This is a genomic window from Nonomuraea sp. NPDC050451 (assembly GCF_044458585.1).
This window is the reverse complement of the sequence record NZ_JBITHZ010000008.1, coordinates 109195-127524: the sequence shown is the minus strand read 5'-3', so window position 1 is coordinate 127524 and position 18330 is coordinate 109195. Positions and strand designations below refer to the sequence as shown.

The 18330-nt window shown below is 69.0% G+C and carries 14 protein-coding genes; 6 read left to right on the top strand and 8 right to left on the bottom strand.

The annotated features are described in order from the left end of the window. The first annotated feature begins 91 nt into the window (after positions 1-91). The 3 genes from ACIBI9_RS25550 to ACIBI9_RS25540 all read left to right on the top strand — a co-directional run bounded on the left by ACIBI9_RS25550 (position 92) and on the right by ACIBI9_RS25540 (position 2986). Positions 92-1690, top strand: a complete 1599-nt coding sequence (locus tag ACIBI9_RS25550; RefSeq protein ID WP_397224936.1) for an ABC-F family ATP-binding cassette domain-containing protein — start codon at positions 92-94, stop codon at positions 1688-1690. A gap of 113 nt (positions 1691-1803) precedes the next feature. Then, the gene (locus tag ACIBI9_RS25545) at positions 1804-2019 is read left to right on the top strand and encodes a helix-turn-helix domain-containing protein (protein WP_020547488.1); all 216 of its coding nucleotides are present in this window, start codon (positions 1804-1806) and stop codon (positions 2017-2019) included. A 151-nt stretch (positions 2020-2170) separates the two neighbouring features. Continuing rightward, positions 2171-2986 (top strand): enoyl-CoA hydratase/isomerase family protein, encoded by an 816-nt coding sequence (locus ACIBI9_RS25540; protein ID WP_397224934.1) that lies wholly within the window; start codon positions 2171-2173, stop codon positions 2984-2986. 115 nt (positions 2987-3101) lie between these two features. Here ACIBI9_RS25540 and ACIBI9_RS25535 read toward each other — a convergent pair whose 3' ends face one another. Then, positions 3102-4973: an ABC transporter ATP-binding protein gene (locus tag ACIBI9_RS25535; protein ID WP_397224932.1), complete on the bottom strand. Its 1872-nt coding sequence runs from the start codon at positions 4971-4973 to the stop codon at positions 3102-3104. Between the two features lie 194 nt (positions 4974-5167). Between ACIBI9_RS25535 and ACIBI9_RS25530 the strand changes: the two genes are divergently transcribed. Next, on the top strand, positions 5168-6319 hold the full coding sequence (locus tag ACIBI9_RS25530) for an RNA-guided endonuclease InsQ/TnpB family protein (protein WP_397224931.1): 1152 nt from the start codon (positions 5168-5170) through the stop codon (positions 6317-6319). A gap of 42 nt (positions 6320-6361) precedes the next feature. On the opposite strand, the gene ACIBI9_RS25525 is transcribed toward ACIBI9_RS25530, so the two are convergent. Continuing rightward, positions 6362-7252 carry a sulfotransferase family protein gene (locus tag ACIBI9_RS25525; RefSeq protein WP_397224929.1) on the bottom strand — a complete coding sequence of 297 codons (891 nt, stop codon included), beginning with the start codon at positions 7250-7252 and terminating at the stop codon, positions 6362-6364. 58 nt (positions 7253-7310) lie between these two features. Between ACIBI9_RS25525 and ACIBI9_RS25520 the strand changes: the two genes are divergently transcribed. Together ACIBI9_RS25520 and ACIBI9_RS25515 are read left to right on the top strand one after the other, a co-directional pair. Beyond that, positions 7311-8204, top strand: a complete 894-nt coding sequence (locus ACIBI9_RS25520; protein WP_397224927.1) for an LD-carboxypeptidase — start codon at positions 7311-7313, stop codon at positions 8202-8204. 33 nt (positions 8205-8237) lie between these two features. Continuing rightward, positions 8238-9107, top strand: a complete 870-nt coding sequence (locus ACIBI9_RS25515) for a hypothetical protein (RefSeq protein ID WP_397224925.1) — start codon at positions 8238-8240, stop codon at positions 9105-9107. A gap of 43 nt (positions 9108-9150) precedes the next feature. On the opposite strand, the gene ACIBI9_RS25510 is transcribed toward ACIBI9_RS25515, so the two are convergent. The 6 genes from ACIBI9_RS25510 to ACIBI9_RS25485 form a co-directional block, all read right to left on the bottom strand. Beyond that, positions 9151-11448 (bottom strand): ATP-binding cassette domain-containing protein, encoded by a 2298-nt coding sequence (locus ACIBI9_RS25510; RefSeq protein WP_397224923.1) that lies wholly within the window; start codon positions 11446-11448, stop codon positions 9151-9153. Positions 11449-11562: 114 nt separating this feature from the next. Then, a complete protein-coding gene (locus tag ACIBI9_RS25505; protein ID WP_397224922.1) occupies positions 11563-14145 on the bottom strand; it encodes a Tat pathway signal sequence domain protein in 2583 nt (860 codons plus the stop codon). Positions 14146-14209: 64 nt separating this feature from the next. Beyond that, a complete protein-coding gene (locus ACIBI9_RS25500) occupies positions 14210-14830 on the bottom strand; it encodes a rhamnogalacturonan acetylesterase (protein ID WP_397224920.1) in 621 nt (206 codons plus the stop codon). Beyond that, positions 14827-15726 (bottom strand): carbohydrate ABC transporter permease, encoded by a 900-nt coding sequence (locus tag ACIBI9_RS25495; protein WP_397224918.1) that lies wholly within the window; start codon positions 15724-15726, stop codon positions 14827-14829. The genes ACIBI9_RS25500 and ACIBI9_RS25495 overlap by 4 nt, the downstream gene beginning before the upstream one ends. Before the next feature lie 12 nt (positions 15727-15738). Then, positions 15739-16710 (bottom strand): ABC transporter permease, encoded by a 972-nt coding sequence (locus ACIBI9_RS25490; protein WP_397224916.1) that lies wholly within the window; start codon positions 16708-16710, stop codon positions 15739-15741. A gap of 146 nt (positions 16711-16856) precedes the next feature. After that, entirely contained in the window at positions 16857-18290 is a 1434-nt protein-coding gene (locus tag ACIBI9_RS25485; RefSeq protein ID WP_397224914.1) for an extracellular solute-binding protein, read from the bottom strand. Positions 18291-18330 lie beyond the last annotated feature (40 nt).

The window sequence follows — 18330 nt, the reverse complement described above, 5'->3', positions numbered from 1 at the left end:
ACAGCCTACACTGATCCGTATGCATACTCCCGATTGATCTGGCGTCGCACGCCCAATCCTCCGTTTCCTAGCTCGGGAGTGTTCCGCCAACATGATCATCGCCAGTGACATAGAGCTGCGCGCGGGCGCGCGGCTGCTTATTGAAAAAGCCTCGTTCCGGGTCAACCCGGGCGACAAGATCGGGCTCGTCGGGCGCAACGGCGCGGGTAAGACGACCCTCACCAAGGTGCTGGCGGGCGAGGGCCTGCCCGCCGCCGGCACCGTCACCACCAGCGGCAGCGTCGGCTACCTCCCCCAGGACCCGCGCACCGGCGACCTGGAGGTGCTCGCCCGCGACCGCATCCTGTCGGCGCGGGGTCTCGACGAGGTCCTGCGCAAGCTGCGCGAGGCCGAGCTCGGGATGTCCTCCGCCGACGACCGCACCCGCGAGAAGGCCGTCAGGAAGTACGGCAGGCTCGAGGACCAGATGCACGTGCTGGGCGGATACGCGGCCGAGTCGGAGGCCGCGTCCATCGCCTCCAGCCTCGGGCTGCCCGATCGCGTGCTCTCACAGCCGTTGCAAACGCTTTCCGGCGGTCAGCGCAGACGCGTGGAATTGGCACGAATTCTTTTCAGCGGGGCGGAAACTCTCCTTCTCGACGAGCCGACAAACCACCTAGATGCCGACTCAATCGGGTGGCTTCGTGATTTTTTGCGTTCGCATCAAGGCGGCTTGGTGATCATCAGTCACGACGTCGGTCTTCTTGAAGCGACGGTCAACAAGGTCCTGCACCTGGACGCCAACCGCTCGGTGATCGATCACTACAACGTCGGCTGGAAGGCGTACCTCGCCCAGCGCGAGACCGACGAGAAGCGCAGGAAGCGCGAGCGCGCCAACGCCGAGAAACAAGCAGGTGCGCTGCTCGCGCAGGCCGACAAGATGCGCGCCAAGGCCACCAAGGCCAAGGCCGCGCAGGACATGATGCGGCGTGCGCACCGGTTGCTGTCGGGCACCGAGGAAGAGCGCAAAAGCGACAAAGTGGCGCGGTTGCGCTTCCCCGAGCCGCAGCCGTGCGGGCGCACCCCGCTCACGGCCGAGGGGCTGTCCAAGTCGTACGGCTCGCTGGAGGTCTTCACCGACGTCAGCGTGGCCATCGACCGAGGTCACAGGGTCGTCATCCTCGGCCTGAACGGCGCCGGCAAGACCACGCTGCTGCGCATGCTCGGCGGGATCGAGGACCCCGACGCGGGCGAGATCCGGCCCGGCCACGGCCTCAAGATCGGCTACTACGCCCAGGAGCACGAGACCCTCGACGCCGGCCGCACTCTGCTGGAGAACATGCGGTCGGCCGGGGGCCAGTTCACCGACACCGAGTTGCGCAAGGTGCTCGGCTCGTTCCTGTTCACGGGCGACGACGTCGACAAGCCCGCGGGGGTGCTGTCCGGAGGCGAGAAGACCCGGCTGGCGCTGGCGATCCTGGTGCTGTCGAGCGCCAATGTCCTCCTTCTCGACGAGCCCACGAACAACCTCGATCCGGTCAGCCGCGAGCAGGTTCTCAATGCGCTGAGGTCCTATTCAGGAGCAATCGTCCTAGTCACACATGACGAGGGTGCCGTTGACGCCCTGTCACCGGATAGGGTGATCTTGCTACCGGACGGAACTGAAGACGCATGGAGCGACGAATTTTCCGATCTTGTGGCACTTGCCTGATCTTAATTTGAGTGGGTACGGATCTTTTCCCGTGGAGTAGGTAGCCGATCCCGCTGAAATGACTGATCATGGCGGAGTAACGCTGCGGAAGTCCGGCACTACAGGAGGTACTCGTGGCCGAGACACTGAAGAAGGGCACCCGGGTCACCGGGGCCGACCGGGAAAAACTGGCCGGCGATCTCAAGAAGCGCTACGCCGCGGGTGAGAGCATCCGCGCCCTGGCCGCTTCGACCGGTCGGTCTTACGGGTTCATCCACCGCATCCTGAGCGAGTCCGGCGTGACTCTGCGCGGGCGCGGCGGGGCGACCCGAGGCAAGTCCAAGCGCTGACGGCCGCCTCGGAACGTGCGACCGCAGCCGCCCGTCCCTAGTCAGCCATACCGTCGCGCCCGGGCCAGAATCATATTCTGTAAGCTCGGGCGCGACGGTCAGCACACTGGGCGCGCACTCCTTGCGCGACCAGGACTGGAGGGAGCGGGCGATGGCGGAAGCGCAGGCGCGACAGCGCGGGGGGAATGCGGACGAGGTCTCCGTTACGGCGGAGCACGGAGTTCGCTTCGAGGTGGACGGTGAGATAGCGACGATCACGCTGGACCGGCCGGAAAAGCGGAACGCGCAGACGTTCGCGACATGGTCGGCGCTGGCTCGGATCGGCGAGAGCCTGCCCGAGCAGGTGCGCGTAGTCGTCGTGAAAGGTGAGGGACCGTCCTTCTCGGCAGGGATCGACCTGCGAATGTTCACAACTGAGGGGGTGCCCGGACAGGGCTCGTTCAGCTCGGCGGCCAAGAGCGACGACGCAACCTTCGAGCAGCGTATAAGCCAGGCACAGGCGGGGTTCCTGTGGCTGCGCCGCCCGGAGATCGTTTCCATCGCCGCAGTGCAGGGGTACGCGATCGGTGCGGGGTTCCAGCTCGCGCTCTCCTGTGACCTGCGGATCGTGGCCGATGATGTTTCCTTCTGCATGAAAGAGCCCGCACTGGGTCTGGTGCCCGACCTGACGGGGACCAAGCCCCTGGTCGAGCTGGTGGGCCTGGCCAAGGCGATCGACATCTGCCTGACCGCCAGGACCGTGCACGCGGACGAGGCCATGCGCATCGGCCTCGCGGAGAAAGTGGTCGCCGGGGGCGACCTGGATCAAGCCGTACGAGACAAGGTCGCGGAGCTGCTGGCCGTAAACCGGGACGCGGCGATCGCGACGAAGCGACTCCTCCAGGGGGCGCAGGGCCGCTCCCTGGAGGAGCAGTGTGCGGCGGAGCGGCTCGAACAGGCGGCCCGCATCAGGGCCCTCTTCCCCTGACCCATCGGCCGACCGCTCGCCACCGCCGTCCTTCGGGGGCGAGAGGCGCACGGCCGCCCAGCACCGGCCTTGTGGAGGAAGGCGATTCCACAACGCGGAACGCTTATTGGTCTCCCTAACTGGCGCTGAACTGGGTGCGGTAGAGCTCGGAGTAGAGCCCGCCGCGCTCCAGCAGCTCCTCGTGGCGGCCCCGCTCGGCGATGCGGCCCTCGTGGATCACCAGGATCTCGTCGGCCTCCCTGATCGTCGAGAGCCGGTGCGCGATCACCAGCGAGGTGCGGCCCTCCAGCGCGGTCTTCAGCGCCACCTGCACGGCCGCCTCGGACTCCGAGTCGAGGTGGGCGGTGGCCTCGTCGAGCACGACCACGCGCGGCGCCTTGAGCAGCAGCCGGGCCAGCGCGAGGCGCTGCTTCTCGCCGCCCGACAGCCGGTAGCCGCGGTCGCCCACGACCGTGTCGAGCTGCTCGGGCAGGCCCTCCACGAGATCGCCGATCTGCGCGGCCCTGAGAGCCTCCCAGATCTCCTCGTCGCTCGCTTCCGGCCTGGCATAGCGGAGGTTGGCCCCGATCGTGTCATGGAAGAGATGAGCGTCCTGCATGACCACTCCGACGGTGTCGCGCAGGGAGTCGAGGGTGGCGTCGCGCACGTCGAGCCCGTTGATGCGCACCGCGCCCTCGTTGACGTCGTACAGGCGGGACACCAGTGACGTGATGGTCGTCTTGCCCGCGCCCGAGTGACCGACCAGGGCCACCAGCCGGCCCGGCGCGGCGGTGAACGAGATGCCCTTGAGCACGGGGTACGACGGGCCGCTGTCCTGCCTGGCGACCGACTCCAGCGAGGCCAGCGAGACCTCCTCGGCGGCCGGGTAGCGGAAGCGCACGTCGTCGAACTCGATCGTCACGGGCCCGCCGGGGATCGGCTCGGCGCCGGGCCGCTCGGCCACCATGGGCTTGAGGTCGAGGATCTCGAAGACGCGGTCGAAGCTCACGAGCGCGGTCATCACGTCGACGTGCACGTTCGACAGGGACGTGAGGGGGCCGTACAGGCGCATCAGGAGGGCGGCCAGGGCCACCAGCGTGCCCAGCTCGAAGACGCCGGACACGGACAGCACGCCGCCGATGCCGTACACCAGGGCGGTGGCCAGCGCGGCCACGAGCCCGAGCGCGACCCTGAAGACGGTGCCGTACATGCCGACCGTCACGCCCACGTCGCGCACCCGGGCCGCCCTGCGGCCGAACACCTCCGCGTCGTCCTCCGGGCGGCCGTAGAGCTTGGCCACCATGGCGCCCGCCACGTTGAACCGCTCGGTGGTCACGGAGCTCATCTCGGCGTCGAGCTGCATCTGCTCGCGGGTCAGCGCCGACATGCGCCGCCCCACGAACTTGGCGGGCACGATGAAGATCGGCAGCAGCACCATCGCGACCAGCGTCACCTGCCACGACAGCGCCAGCATCGCGCCCAGCACCAGGACCAGGCTGACCACGTTGGAGACCACCGACGACAGCGTGCTCGTCAGCGCCCGCTGCGCGCCGATCACGTCGGTGTTGAGCCTGCTGACCAGCGCGCCGGTCTGGGCCCGCATGAAGAACGCCACCGGCATGCGCTGCACGTGGTCGAACACCTCGGTGCGCAGGTCGTAGATCAACCCTTCGCCGATGCGCGCCGAGAACCACCGCTGCACCAGCATCAGCCCGGCGTCCACCAGCGCCAGCGCGCCGATCGTCACCGCCAGCCCGACCACGACGCCCGGCCGCCTGGCCAGGATGCCGTCGTCGATGATCGCCTTCATCAGCAGCGGGTTGGCGATCACGATGACCGCACCCGCCACCACGAGCACCAGGAACGCGGCAATGTGCGTCCTGTACGGCTTGGCGTAACGCGCGATGCGCCGCACGGTGCCGGGCCGCAGCCGCTGCTTGGTCACCGAGCCGTCGCGCCGCAGGGACGCCATAACGTTGGGGCCGAAGCCCCCTCCCATCATCGCCACGGGGATTCCTCCTCCCCGGAATCAGCACCACGTACGCGTACGGCGATTCCCCGGTCAGCTCACCGCGAAATCGGAGCTGTTGTACGCCATGCGCGAGAACTGTGTCTTGACACCCGATGCTGGCGGTCTTGCCTGGATGCATGGGGTTGCCACTCAATGCAGCCATCCAAGAACATAGGGTAACGAGTGCGATTGTGAAACTAGTGGTGCAGGTGAGGCTTCTGCCCACGCCCGAGCAGGGGGCGGCGCTGGAAGCGACCCTGCAGGCGTGTAATGCGGCGGCGAGCCTAGTCGCAACCACGGCGTTCACCACGGGGGCACAGCGCGAGTACCCGCTGCGCAAGCTCGCCTACGGCCTGCTCAAGGAACGCGGACTCGGCGCCCAAGCCGCCCAGCACGTGATCAAGAAAGTCGCCGATGCCTACGCCACGCGCTCGGCCAATCTACGGGCGGGCAACTACGGCCCGGCGCGCTCACCGCGGCGGGAAAAGATCGAGAACAAGCCGATCAGGTTCCGGCTAAGGGCGGCGCAACCCTACGACGACCGCTGCCTGTCGTGGGATCACGGCGCTCGGACTGTGTCGATCTGGACCATCAGCGGCAGAGTAAAGAACGTGGCCTTCACGGGCTCGTCCGCCCAGCTCGCGCTGGTGCGGACCCATCGCCGGGGTGAGTCCGATTTGGTCTACCGGGATGGCATGTGGTTCCTGTACGCGACGTGCGACATCGGTGATCGGCCGGTCGCCGAGCCGCGCGGGTTTCTTGGCGTGGATCTGGGGATTGCCAACATCGCCACCACCTCCGACGGGACGCGGCACAGCGGCAAGCGCCTGAACGCGACCCGCCATCGCAACCGCGAGCTGCGCCGCCGCCTGCAGCAGAAGGCCACCAAGAGTGCCAAGCGGTTACTCAAGCGCCGCCGCCGCAAGGAAGCGCGACTGGCCGCCGACGTCAACCACACCATCGCCAAGCGCATCGTGACCGAGGCAGAACGCACCGGACAAGGCATCGCGCTCGAAGATCTGAGTGGGATCTGCGACCGGGTACGGCTCCGAAAGCCCCAGCGGGTCATGCTGTGCTCCTGGAGTTTCCGCCAGCTCGGAAGCTTCATCGCCTACAAGGCGGCCCGGGCCGGGGTCGCTGTGGTCTTCGTCGACCCAGCCTTCACCTCGCAAAGGTGTTCGGCCTGCGGGCAGGTGGACAAGCGCAACCGTCTTGATCAGGAAAGCTTCTGCTGTACGTCGTGCGGCTTCGCTGAGCACGCCGACGTCAACGCGGCCTGCAACATCGCTTCGCGCGGTGCGGCGGGCTGGGCAGTGAGTCACGCTGCCGACGACGCGGCCTGAAACGTCGAAGCCGTCGACGGCTAGGAGCTGCAAGCTCGGCCCTCAGGGCCGAGAGTTGACGTAGCCCAGGCGCTTGAGCTCCTCCCTGGCCACCTTCTCCACCAGCTCCAGATCGGGTCCCCGGAGCTTGGCGCGCCAGGCACCGACCCTGGGGACACCGGTGTCGTATAGGACGACCTTGGACACCCGCGTCTCCAGGAACTCCGCGAGCATGGCGACCGACGGCGCCGGCTTGAGCACCAGGTCCTCGTAGCGCAGCGTCAGGAGCTGCTCCTCGGGCAGCGTCCTGCGCAGCTCGGCGCTCATGCGCACGGCGCTGCGCCAGCGCAGGGCGCTCTTGCCCGCCGCCGGCATGCCCTTCCAGCGCTCCAGGTGCTCGTCCTTGTTGACGCCGAGGAACGGGTTGGGAAACTCGGTCTGCTCCGTCAGCATGACCGGCTTGAACCAGGCCAGGCACGCGGGGTCGTCGAGCATGCCGGCCACCACGTCCCTGCCGTCGCGGATGAGCTGCACGAACCGCGCGTCGGGGAACGCCTGGAGCAGCACGTGTGCGCTGTAGAGCAGGTCGGGGCTGCCGTCGCCGAACCTGGTGATGTCGCCGGCCGAGACACAGGGACCGGTCCCTGTGACGCCGCCCGCCTCGCGGCACGACTCGGCGCACTGGCCGCACGATCGGGCCAGCACCTGCCACGACTCGGCGAGCGCGTCGCGCATGACCCGCACGGCGCCGGAGGTCTGGCCGATGGACGGCTTGCGGGCGAAGGCGTACACCACGTGCGCCACACTCGCGCGGCCCATGGTCACATGGAAGCCGGGGGATCGTTTCAGGGCGCGGGCCAGCAGGTCCGTACCGGAATGCGGCGCTCCGATCAAGAAGACCGGCCGGCGGACCTTGATGCCGTTGACCACGAGGATGTGAGGCGGAAGTCGCATACGAGAGGTAAGTGTGACACCGTTTGCCACGTGTACGAGCCAAACGAGGAGTTGATCCATGCGACCTGGTGACACCGTCGCGGTCGTCTCGCCGTCGGGGCCGCCCAACGCGGTGCTGCTCAGGCGGGGCGTGGAACGACTGGAGGGCCTCGGGCTGAAGGTGCTGGTGGGCGCGCACGCGCTCGACCGTCAGCCGCTCGACTACCTGGCGGGCGACGACGCCGCCCGGGCCGCCGACCTGCAGTCCGCCTGGTGCGACCCGGCCGTCTCCGCGGTGTTCTGCTGCCGGGGCGGGTACGGCGCCGGCCGGCTCCTCGACCTGCTCGACTGGAACGCCATGCGGGCGGCCGGCCCCAAGGTCCTGCTGGGGTCGAGCGACATCACGGCGCTGCACAACGCGTTCGCCATCGAGCTGGGCGTGCCCACGTTGCACGGGCCGATGGCGGCCTGCGACCTGCTGGCCGGCGAGAACGGGCCCGAGCCGAGCACGTGGGAGAGCCTGCAGGCGGCGCTGTTCGGCACGGCCCGGCCCGTCCGGGGCGAGCGGGCGCTGGTGCCGGGGCGGGCCGAGGGCGTGCTGGCCGGGGGCAACCTGTCGCTGCTGGCCTCGATGTGCGGGACCCGGTGGCAGCCGTCGTTCGCGGGCAGGCTCGCCTTCCTGGAGGACATCGGGGAGGAGCCGTACCGGATCGACCGCATGCTCACCCAGCTCCTGCAGGCGGGGGCGTTCGACGGGGTGCGCGGGATCGCGCTCGGCTCGTGGGTCGACTGCGGGGATCCGTACCCGGTGCTCGAAGACCGGCTCGGGAGGCTCGGAGTGCCTGTCCTGGCGGGGCTCGCGGTGGGACACGGGTCGCCCCAGATGACTGTGTGGCTGGGGAGACTTGGGGTTATCGATACCGAATCGTGCTCGCTAGCGGGCATCGTCAGTGATGAGGGACAGGCAAGGTAGGAGGGACGAATCCGACAGAAGGGGACACGGCGCGTGAGCTTGTTCAAGCGTGACCGCCGGCCCTCGCGCCGGCCGGTCGAGGACGTCGACCTCGACTCGCTGCTCTCGCTCGTCGCGGAATCCCTCGGATACTCCTTCGAGTTCGCCAAGGACGGCGGCTCCGTGACGCTCAGGGGCGACATGGAGCTGGTCGTCAGGCTCACCGGGCTGCGCCGCGAGGCGGGCCGCCGGGCCAGGGAGGACTGGCCCATGCTGGTATCCGAGCACCTCGCGCACGCCGTGGCCACCGCGGGCGAGCGGCTGGACGTGTGCGACCTGGAGCAGGCCCGCCCGCTGCTGCGCACCCGCGTGGACGCCGTGGACGCGGTGCCCGACCTGACCCGCGTGGTGGGCCGCCACCTCAACACCGACCTGGTGGAGCTGCTCTTCGCGGGCCCGCGCCCCGTGCGGCCGGAGCAGGCCGGGTGCTGGCCCGTGGCCGCCGCGAAGGCGCTGGACCTGGCCGTCGCCAACGTCCGCCGCGAGGAGCGGCTGGAGGTGGAGACGATCCTGCTGTCCGGCACGCCGGTGACGCGGCTGACCGCCATGACCCCGGCGGCGGCCACGCATCTGCGGTGGCTGGACGACTACCTCCCCGTGCCCTCCGACGGGGTGCTCGTGGCGCTGCCCGACCCGTACACGCTGCTCGTGCACCCGGTGGACGGGATCGGCGTCGTACGCGCCATCGAGCGGCTGCGGGTGCACGCGGCGCGTACGGACGGGCTGAGCTCGCAGGTGTACTGGTGGCACGAGGGGCGGCTGACGCACATCAGGGCCGACATCGTCACCCAGGAGGGGCAGACCAGGCTCGTGGTGGCGCCGCCGCCGGAGTTCGCCCGCGTCCTGGCCCGCCTGGCCGTCTGAGTCTGCACAGCCGGCCTCGGCGGGCTCCGGGAGCGGGGAACGGTCAGGACCTGGTCACGTAGTCCCGCAGGTGGATTGCGGTGAGCGAGGTGCCGTCGGCGACCAGCTCGCCGGGGGTGCCGGTGAAGACGATCTGGCCGCCGTCGTGACCGGCCCCGGGACCGAGGTCGATGATCCAGTCGGCGTGCGCCATGACGGCCTGGTGGTGCTCGATCACGATGACCGTGTTGCCGTCGTCCACCAGGCGGTCGAGCAGGGCCAGGAGCTGGTCCACGTCCGCCAGGTGCAGGCCCGTGGTGGGCTCGTCCAGCACGTACGTGGTGCCGTTCTTGGCCATGTTGATGGCCAGCTTGAGCCGCTGCCGCTCGCCGCCCGACAGCGTGGTGAGCGGCTGGCCCAGGCCCACGTAGCCGAGGCCGACGGCCACCAGGCGGTCGAGGATCGTGCGGGCCTGCCGCTCGGTCAGGAAGTCGCGAGCCTCGGCCACCGGCATGTCGAGCACCTCGCCGATGTTCTTGCCGCGCAGCGTGTACGTCAGCACCTGCGGCGTGAACCGCCTGCCCTCGCACTCCTCGCACACCGACGCCACGCCGGCCATCATGGCCAGGTCGGTGTAGATCAGGCCGATGCCCTTGCAGGCCGGGCAGGCGCCCTCGGAGTTGGCGCTGAACAGGCCGGGCTTGACGCCGTTGGCCTTGGCGAACGCGGTGCGGATCGGGTCGAGCAGGCCCGTGTAGGTGGCCGGGTTGCTCCGGCGCGAGCCGCGGATCGGCGACTGGTCGGCCACCACCACCCCCTCGCGCCCGGCGATGTACCCGTGGATGAGGGAGCTCTTGCCCGAGCCGGCCACGCCGGTGACCACGGTCAGCACGCCGAGCGGCACCTCCACGCTCACGTCCTTGAGGTTGTGCAGCGTGGCGCCCGTGATCGGCAGGTGGCCGGCCGGCTTGCGGACGTCGTCGCGCAGGCGCACCCGGTGGTCGAGGTAGCGGCCGGTCAGCGTGCCGGAGGCGCGCAGCCCGTCCAGGTCGCCGTCGTAGCACAGGCTCCCGCCCGCCGTGCCCGCGCCGGGGCCGAGGTCCACCACGTGGTCGGCGATCTCGATCGTCTCCGGCTTGTGCTCGACGACCAGCACCGTGTTGCCCTTGTCGCGCAGCTGCAGCAGCAGGTTGTTCATGCGCTGGATGTCGTGCGGGTGCAGCCCGGCCGTGGGCTCGTCGAAGACGTAGGTGACGTCGGTCAGGCTCGAGTTGAGGTGGCGCACCATCTTGACCCGCTGCGCCTCGCCGCCGGACAGCGTGGACGACTCGCGGTCGAGGCTCAGGTAGCCGAGGCCGATCTCGACGAGGGACTCCAGCGTCGAGCGCAGCCCGTCCAGCACCGGGCCGACGGCGGGATTGCCGATGCCGCGGACGAAGTCGGCCAGGTCGTTGATCTGCATGGCCGCGCACTCGGCGATGTTGCGGCCGGCGATCCGGGCGGACCGGGCGGCCTCGTTCAGCCGGGAGCCGTCGCAGGACGGGCAGACGGTGAGCTTGAGCGCCCGGTCGGCGAACGCCCGCGCCGAGGGCTGCATCGACTCCCGGTCCTTGCCCAGCAAGGTCCGCCTGACCTTGCTGGCCAGGCCCTCGTAGGTGAAGTTGTTGGAGCCGTACTTGAGCTTGGTGGGGGGCTTGTGCAGGAAGTCCTCCCACTGCTCGGGAGTGAAGTCCTTCAGCTTGACGGCCGGATCGAACAGCCCGGACCCGGCGATGACCTGCCACTGCCAGCTGTCCACCGGGAAACCGGGGACCTTGATCGCCCCGTCGTTGAGCGACAGCTCGCGGTCGACCAGGGCGTCGACGTCGATGGTGGACGCCTTGCCCAGCCCCTCGCACTCGGGGCACATGCCCTCGGCCAGGTTGAAGCTGAAGGCGCCGGCCCCGCCGACGTGGGGCTCGCCGATGCGGCTGAACATGATCCGCAGCATCGTGTGCGCGTCGGTGGCCGTGCCCACGGTGGAGCGGGCGTTGGCGCCCATGCGCTCCTGGTCCACGATGATGGCCGCGCTCAGGTTGTGCAGCGCGTCCACGTCGGGGCGGGCCAGGCTCGGCATGAACGACTGGATGAACGAGGTGTACGTCTCGTCGATCAGCCGGCGCGACTCCGCGGCGATCGTGTCGAAGACGAGAGACGACTTGCCGGAGCCGGACACCCCGGTGAAGACGGTGAGGCGGCGCTTGGGCAGGTCGAGGGAGACGCCCTTGAGGTTGTTCTCACGCGCGCCGCGGACCTGGATGAGGTCGTGGCTGTCGGCGGCGGTGTGGTCGCGGTGAACGGCGCTGGCCTGGCTGGAAACCACGGAACCCTTCCATCGTCTGGATCTGTTGCCATAAGGGGAAAGCCGGGACAGCGTACAGTGCCGTCCCGACATTTCCGGGGTTCCGTACAGCGTACCGTACGTCATACGGTGCGGTTACGACTCCTTCAGGTGCGCTCCGATCAGGGCGAGGTTGTGAATGGCGGCCAGGCCGTACTGGGCGGCGCCGTTGGTGCTGACGAAGGCCGCCTCGTGCACCGGGGACAGCACGTGCGGCCCGTCCACCACGGTCAGACGCCAGTCCTTCTCCCGCTGCATCGGGTTGCTGTTGAGCTGGTCCCCCTCGTCCAGGGCGAACTTGCGCCACGCCCACGCGGCCAGGCCGGCGTCGCCCGTGCGGCCGGCCGCGTACGCGGTGAGCCTGCTGTGCGCCTGGATCAGCGAGATCCCGCTCAGCCGCTCCCCCACCTCCGCCTCCTGCTGCTCGGGCGGCGCGAGATAGAGGCGGCAGTACTGCAGCCACGCCTGCTCGAACCCGGGCACGTCCAGGTCGAGCGCGATCAGCTCCGCGCACATCTCCGGCAGCCCGAACAGCGACGACAGGTGCGAGACGGAGATCTTGTCCCGGGAGACGTCGAACCGCCCGGTCGCCAGGTCCAGCCGGGCCTCGCCGGTCAGGAAGCCGTTCGGCAGCGCGCCGATGTCGGCCATCGTGCCCAGCAACCGGTCTCTGGCCCGCTCGTCGCCGTAGCGCTCCCACCGGGTCAGCCACGCGGCCGCGAGCGATCCCCAGTCGGTGCCGAGGCCGACCGACAGCGCCGACGGGTCCGGCGTGTAGACGTCCTCGCGCACCTTGCGCTGGGGATCGATGACGGTGAACGTCTCCTCGGGGACGCTCAGCTCGTCCATCAGGTCGCCCGTGCGCTCGTCGGCGGTCAGGTAGTAGTAGAAGCGGCGGTAGGCGGCGTTGGAGATGCGCAGCTGCTTGCAGCTGCACCCCCAGTGCTGCACGTTGTGCCTGCTGCCCAGGCCCTTCCAACGGCCCGCGTGGTAGACGTCGACCTCGCCGGTGTGGCGGGTCATCGACTCGGCGAAGCGGAAGACGTCCGGCCGGCCCGTGCGCAGATACTGCAGCCACAGCCACAGGTCGGGCGAGAGCTCGGAGTTGTCCCAGGCGTAGCCGCCCACGTCGTAGCGCCAGGTGTGGCGGTCGGGGTCGTAGGTGTGCATGACGTCGCCGTAGTCCCAGAACCCGTACCACCTGCGCTGCTCGCGCTCGCGCACGTACAGGTCGAACAGGAAGTCCAGCCGGTCCTCGATCTCGGCGTGGGCGGGCGTGGAGCGGTCGGGCAGCTCCCAGACGCCGAAGACGCCCGCCTCGCGCATCCGCTCGGGCGACACGGCCAGCAGCCCCGGCTGGTTCATCGCGGTCGCGTGCCGGGACAGGTCCTGCGCGGACGGCGTGGCCTCATAGGCGCGCAGGGTCAGCTCGTGCGTGCGCGCCACGCCGTGGGCGTCGCCGAAGCCGGGCTCGTAGTCCTCGTAGGTGATCTCCAGGCCCTCGAGCTGCTCGGCGAAGGTGTCCTGGCCCATGCCGTCGTGGTAGAAGCGCAGGTCCATGGCGGGCGCGGACGGCGACCACAGCCAGACGGTCACGGTGGCCAGGTCGGTGGCCGCGTTCCTGACGTCGAGGCGGGTGGGGTGCAGCCGCCAGAAGTCGCGCAGCCCGAAGCCGAGGCCGCCGCCGGCACCGCCGACGTAGCCGTAGCCGGCCGAGCGGGTGCCGGAGGGGATCGTCACCCAGGAGTGGCCCTCGGCGGTGCGCTTGCGCAGGGTGAAGCCGTCGGCGGAGCCCTGGTCGAGGGTGTAGTCGTTCCAGGTGGGGATGAGGTGCAACCGGTTGGCGACCTCGGGGGCGATCTCCCCGACCGGGCGGCCCTCGACCTGCGCCCGCCGTACGGACTCGCCGGGGTCGCGGCGCAGGCCGGTCAGCCCGCGCACGGCCTCGGTGAGGAAGCCGCCGCTGCCGGCCAGGCGCACGTGCCGGTCGTGCGGCTCGTCCCGCATGACCACGTCGGCGCGCAGCCCGAGCCCGGCCAGGAAGTCGCGCTCGGGGTCGCCGTCCCAGACGAACGTGTGCATGACGCGCACCTGCTCGGCGCCCGCGTGGAAGTACAGGCGCACCGTGAACGGCAGCCAGTCGCCGTGCCGGCCCTCCAGCCGGACGACCGCGCGCAGGGGCCCGTCCTGCTCGACCGTGACCGTCTCGACCTGCCCCGTGGTCTGCGTACGGGCCACCGGGCCGCCGTCGTCCGGCGTGGGCTCGCTCTGGCGGAGGCTGACCAGGCGCACGTCCCTGGCGATCTCGCGGCTCCCGCGCGAGATCGTGCGGGCCAGCGTGCCGCCGGACTCCTCGATCGTCCAGGTGACCGCGCCGGTGCTCACGGTCAGCACGCCGTCCTGGCGGGCGACGGTGACGGGCGTGGCCGCCGCGGCGGGCTCGCGTCCCGTCTCGATCCGGTACGACAGCGCCGCGGGCCGCGCGCCGATCGCGTGGGCCGACCACTTGACCGAGCCGTCGGGCCAGGTGGCGGTCACCCAGCTCTGCACGGGCACCTCGCGGCCCTCCGGGTCGGCCAGCGCGAACGGCGCATCCTGCTCGACCGCGCCGCGCGGCCACGGAACTCCCCAGGTCACCCCCTGCTCCCCCGGTCGGTCCAGCCAGCGCAGTGCGGTCACGAGGCCTCCTTCGTCGGCCTCGTGACCAAGGTGCTGTGTCTGATTGTTCACTCGCTACGCTCGCTCACGTAATCTCCTTCAGTCGCTCGGCGACGATCGCGGCCACCTCGTCGGCGCCGCGGAAGCTGAAGTGGGTGTCGTCGGCCACCCCGTCGGGGTAGAGCGGATGCTCCCCCGGCGGGAAGTGCGTGAACAGGGCCTTGGAGCCGTCGGGGCCGAGCCGCTCGTACAGCTCGGTCGTGGCGGCGGTCAGGTCGATCAGCGGCACGCCCTCGGCGGCGGCCAGCGCCCGCACCCGGTCGGGGTAGTCGCCGTGCGTGGGCACCAGCCGGTCCCCGTCGAACCTGCGCCGCTGCACCGGCGTGCACAGAACCGCCGACGCCCCAGCCCCGCGCGCCTCCTCGACGAAGGCGCGCAGGTTGTCCTGGTACGGGATCGCGGGATCCTTCTGGTCGTTGTGCCCGAACTGGATCACGACCACGTCTCCTGGCGCGATCTCGCGCAGCAGCGCCGCCCACAGCCCTTCGGCCCGGTGGCCGGCCGTGGTGGCGCCGCCCTTGGCGAAGTTGCGCACGGGCTCGCCCGCGTACGCGCCGAGCTGCGCTCCCCACCCGGACATGGGCGCCTCCCAGGCCGGACACGAGGCGACCGTCGAGTCACCGGCCAGGAGGATGGCGCGGCTCACTCCTTGACGCCCCCGATCAGGACGCCCTTGGTGAAGTGCTTCTGCAGGAACGGGTAGAAGAACAGGATCGGCAGCGTCGCGATCACCACGACCGCGAACTTCAGGCCCTGCTCCGGCGGCACGAACGTCCTGTCCATGTTCGCCAGCGCGTCGGCCTGGTCGGCGCTGGTCAGCTGGCGCACCAGGATCTGCAGCGTCCACTTGCTGGGGTCGCTGATGTACAGCAGCGGCGACATGTAGTCGTTCCAGATGGCCACCGCGTAGAACAGCGCGAAGGTCGCGATGATCGGCTTCGACAGCGGCAGAACGATCTTGAAGAAGACGCCCATCTCGTTGCAGCCGTCGATGCGCGCCGCCTCCTCCAGCGCCTGCGGCAGCTCCTGGAAGAAGCTCTTCACGATGATCAGATAGAACGGATTGATCGCCAGCGGCAGGATCAGCGCCCAGTAGCTGTCCAGCAGCCCCATGTCGCGCACCACCAGGTAGGTGGGGATCATGCCGCCGGAGAAGACCAGCGTGAAGATCACCAGGTTGAGCACCAGCGTCCGGCCCGGCAGGTACCGCTTGGCCAGCGGATACGCCATGGAGAACGTCAGCACCAGCTGCACCACCGTGCCGACGGCCGTCACGACGATGGTCGTGAGCAGCGCGCGGACGAAGGTGGGGGTGGAGAAGATGAACGTGTACGTGTCCGTGACGAACTTCTCCGGCCACAGGAAGAACGGCCGCGCGGCGATCTCCGACTCGCTCGCGAAGGACCCCGCCAGCACGTACAGCAGCGGCAGCACCGTGACCAGCGCCAGGCCGACGAGCACGGCGACGTTGATCACGTCGAACACCCGGCTGCCCACGGTGCTGTACTCGGTGTTCAGCTTCTTGTGCTTGATGCTGTTCATATCAAGGGCCCCTTAGAGCAGTCCACGCTGGCCGAGGCGCTTGGCCAGCCAGTTGGAGCCGAAGATCAGGATGCAGCCGACGACGCCCTTGAACACGCCGACAGCGGTGGAGTAGCTGATGGCGCCCTGGGTGATGCCGGTGTAGTAGACGTAGGTGTCGAACACGTCGGCCACGGAGCGGTTCAGCGAGGTGGTCATGAGCCAGATCTGCTCGAAGCCCGTGTCGAGCAGGTTGCCCGAGGTGAGGATGGCCATGACGACGATCGTGGGGCGGATCGCGGGCAGCGTGACGTGCCAGAGCTGGCGGAAGCGGCTGGCGCCGTCCATGCGGGCCGCCTCGTACAGCTGCGGGTCCACACCGGCCAGCGCGGCCAGGTAGATGATCGTGCCCCAGCCGGTCAGCTTCCACAGCTGCTGCAGGATGATCAGCGGCCGGAACCACTCCTCCTGCGCTATGTAGTCGATCTTCGCGGTGTCGCCGAGTATGTCGCGGATCCATCCGGAGAGCACCCCGTAATCCGCGGAGAACAGCAGATACGTCAGCGACGCGACGATCGTCCAGGACAGGAAGTGCGGGATGTACATCACCGACTGGACCGAACGCTTGAGCACGCTGATCCGCAGCTCGTTCAGCAGCAGCGCGACGACGATCGGCGCGGGGAAGATGAAGACCACGGTCAGGAGCGCCAGGAACAGCGTGTTGAACATCAGCCGGCCGAAGTCCGGGCCGGTGAACAGGTCCTGGAAGTGCTGGAAGCCCACCCAGGGGCTGCCGGAGTAGCCGAGGAACGGCAGGAAGTCCTGGAAGGCGATGGTGATGCCGTACATCGGCAGGTACTTGAAGAGCGCGAAGTAGACGACGCCCGGAAGGAGCATCAGGTAGAGCCAGCGATAGCGCGCGAGGGACGCGCCCAATCCCGGCCTCCGGCGTCGGCCGGGCTTGCTCGCCGCCCTCGCGGGAGGCGGCGCCAGGTCGGTGGCCACAACGGCCTCCTTTCCTAATGAGAAACCTGCCAAGTGGACTGCCGCTATGGTCTTGACCACGCACGACAGTAGGGCGGCAGGCCGACGAGCAGGTTTCTTGTTAGCCGTGAGGGGCCCGGGCACGCGGCCCGGGCCCCTCAGGCGGATCAGTTGGTGCCGAGCTTGGAGACCAGGTCGTTGATCTCGGCGGCGACCTGCGTGCCGCCGGCGTCGTACCAGCGCTTGATCTCGCCCTTCAGCTGCTCTTCGGTCATCTCACCGGACAGGTACTTGATCCGGGCGTCGGGGATGATGTCGTCGAGCTGCGCGCCCTTGGCGACCTTCGTGGGTGAGACCACGGGCAGCGCCGGGTTGAACACGGCCGTCTTGAGGTCCTCGTTCATCAGGTCGTAGCCCAGCTTGATGATGTCCTTGTACGGCTGGCCGGACGGCGTGCGCGCGTAGGCGAGGCCGCCGTACGTCGTGTCGCCCTTGAAGCCGAGCTGGGTGAAGGCCTGGTCGACATTGTCCTGGACGACTCTGACCGCGGGGTCGGTCTCGTTGATCAGCGCGGCGGTGTCGCCCTCGGCCTTGAAGTTGCGCCCCTCGATGCCGTTCTGGACCAGGACCTGGCCCTCCTTCGTCCCCAGCTTGTCCAGGACCTTCAGGACGTTGTCGAGGTCCTGCTCGGTCCGCACGTTCTGCTTGGAGATCGCGATGGCGTCGTTGTAGCCGGTGAACGGCAGGGAGAACTTCTTGCCGTCGGCGCGCTTGAGGTTGCCGACCATGGCGACCTTGTCACCGTAGTCCTTGTCGCCGTCGTCCCTGAACTTGTCGAGCAGCGCCCTGGAGCGGACGTTCACATCGATGATGATGCCGCCCTTGCCCTGGAAGAACGGATCGTCCCACTTTGCCGTGTCGTAGCTGGCGAAGTCCGGGTTGACCAGGCCCTCGTCGATCATCTTCTTCAGGAACTTGTTGGCCTCGAGGAACTCGGGGGTGTCGAAGCCGGGGACCAGCTTGCCGTTGCGCTCGCCCCACTCGTTCGGGGCGCCGAACCAGGTCTCGAGCGTGTCGTAGGGGCTGGCGCTGGCGTACTTGCCCGGCCACTTCGGGATGATCAGGCCGTAGGTGTCCTTCTTGCCGTTGCCGTCGGGGTCCTTCTCGGTGAACGCCTTGGCGATGGTGTAGAGGTCGTCGACGGTCTCGGGCAGCTTCAGGTCGAGCTTCTCCAGCCAGTCCTTGCGGAGCATTACCGCCGAACGCAGCATGGGCCGCCACCGGGGGATGGCGAAGGACTTGCCGTTGACGGAGGCGTTGAGCTGGCGGCGCTCGTCCGTCGGCTTCAGGTTCGGGTACTTGTCCAGCTTGTCGGTCAGGTCCCAGAACGCCCCGGCCTGTGCGGCCTTGACGAACGCCGGGCCGTGCGGGTCCACGACCATGAGCTGCGGCACGTTGCCCGAAGCCAGCGTGACGTTGACCTTGTCGGAGTACTCGGCGTTGGGGACCCAGGTGATCTTGAGCTTCTTGCCGAGGAACTTCTCGACCGCCTGCTGCATCTCGCCCTTCGGGTCGGGCGCGGCACCGAACAGCTTGGTCATGATGGTCAGCGTGTTTGGATCGCTGGCGGGCGCGTCACCG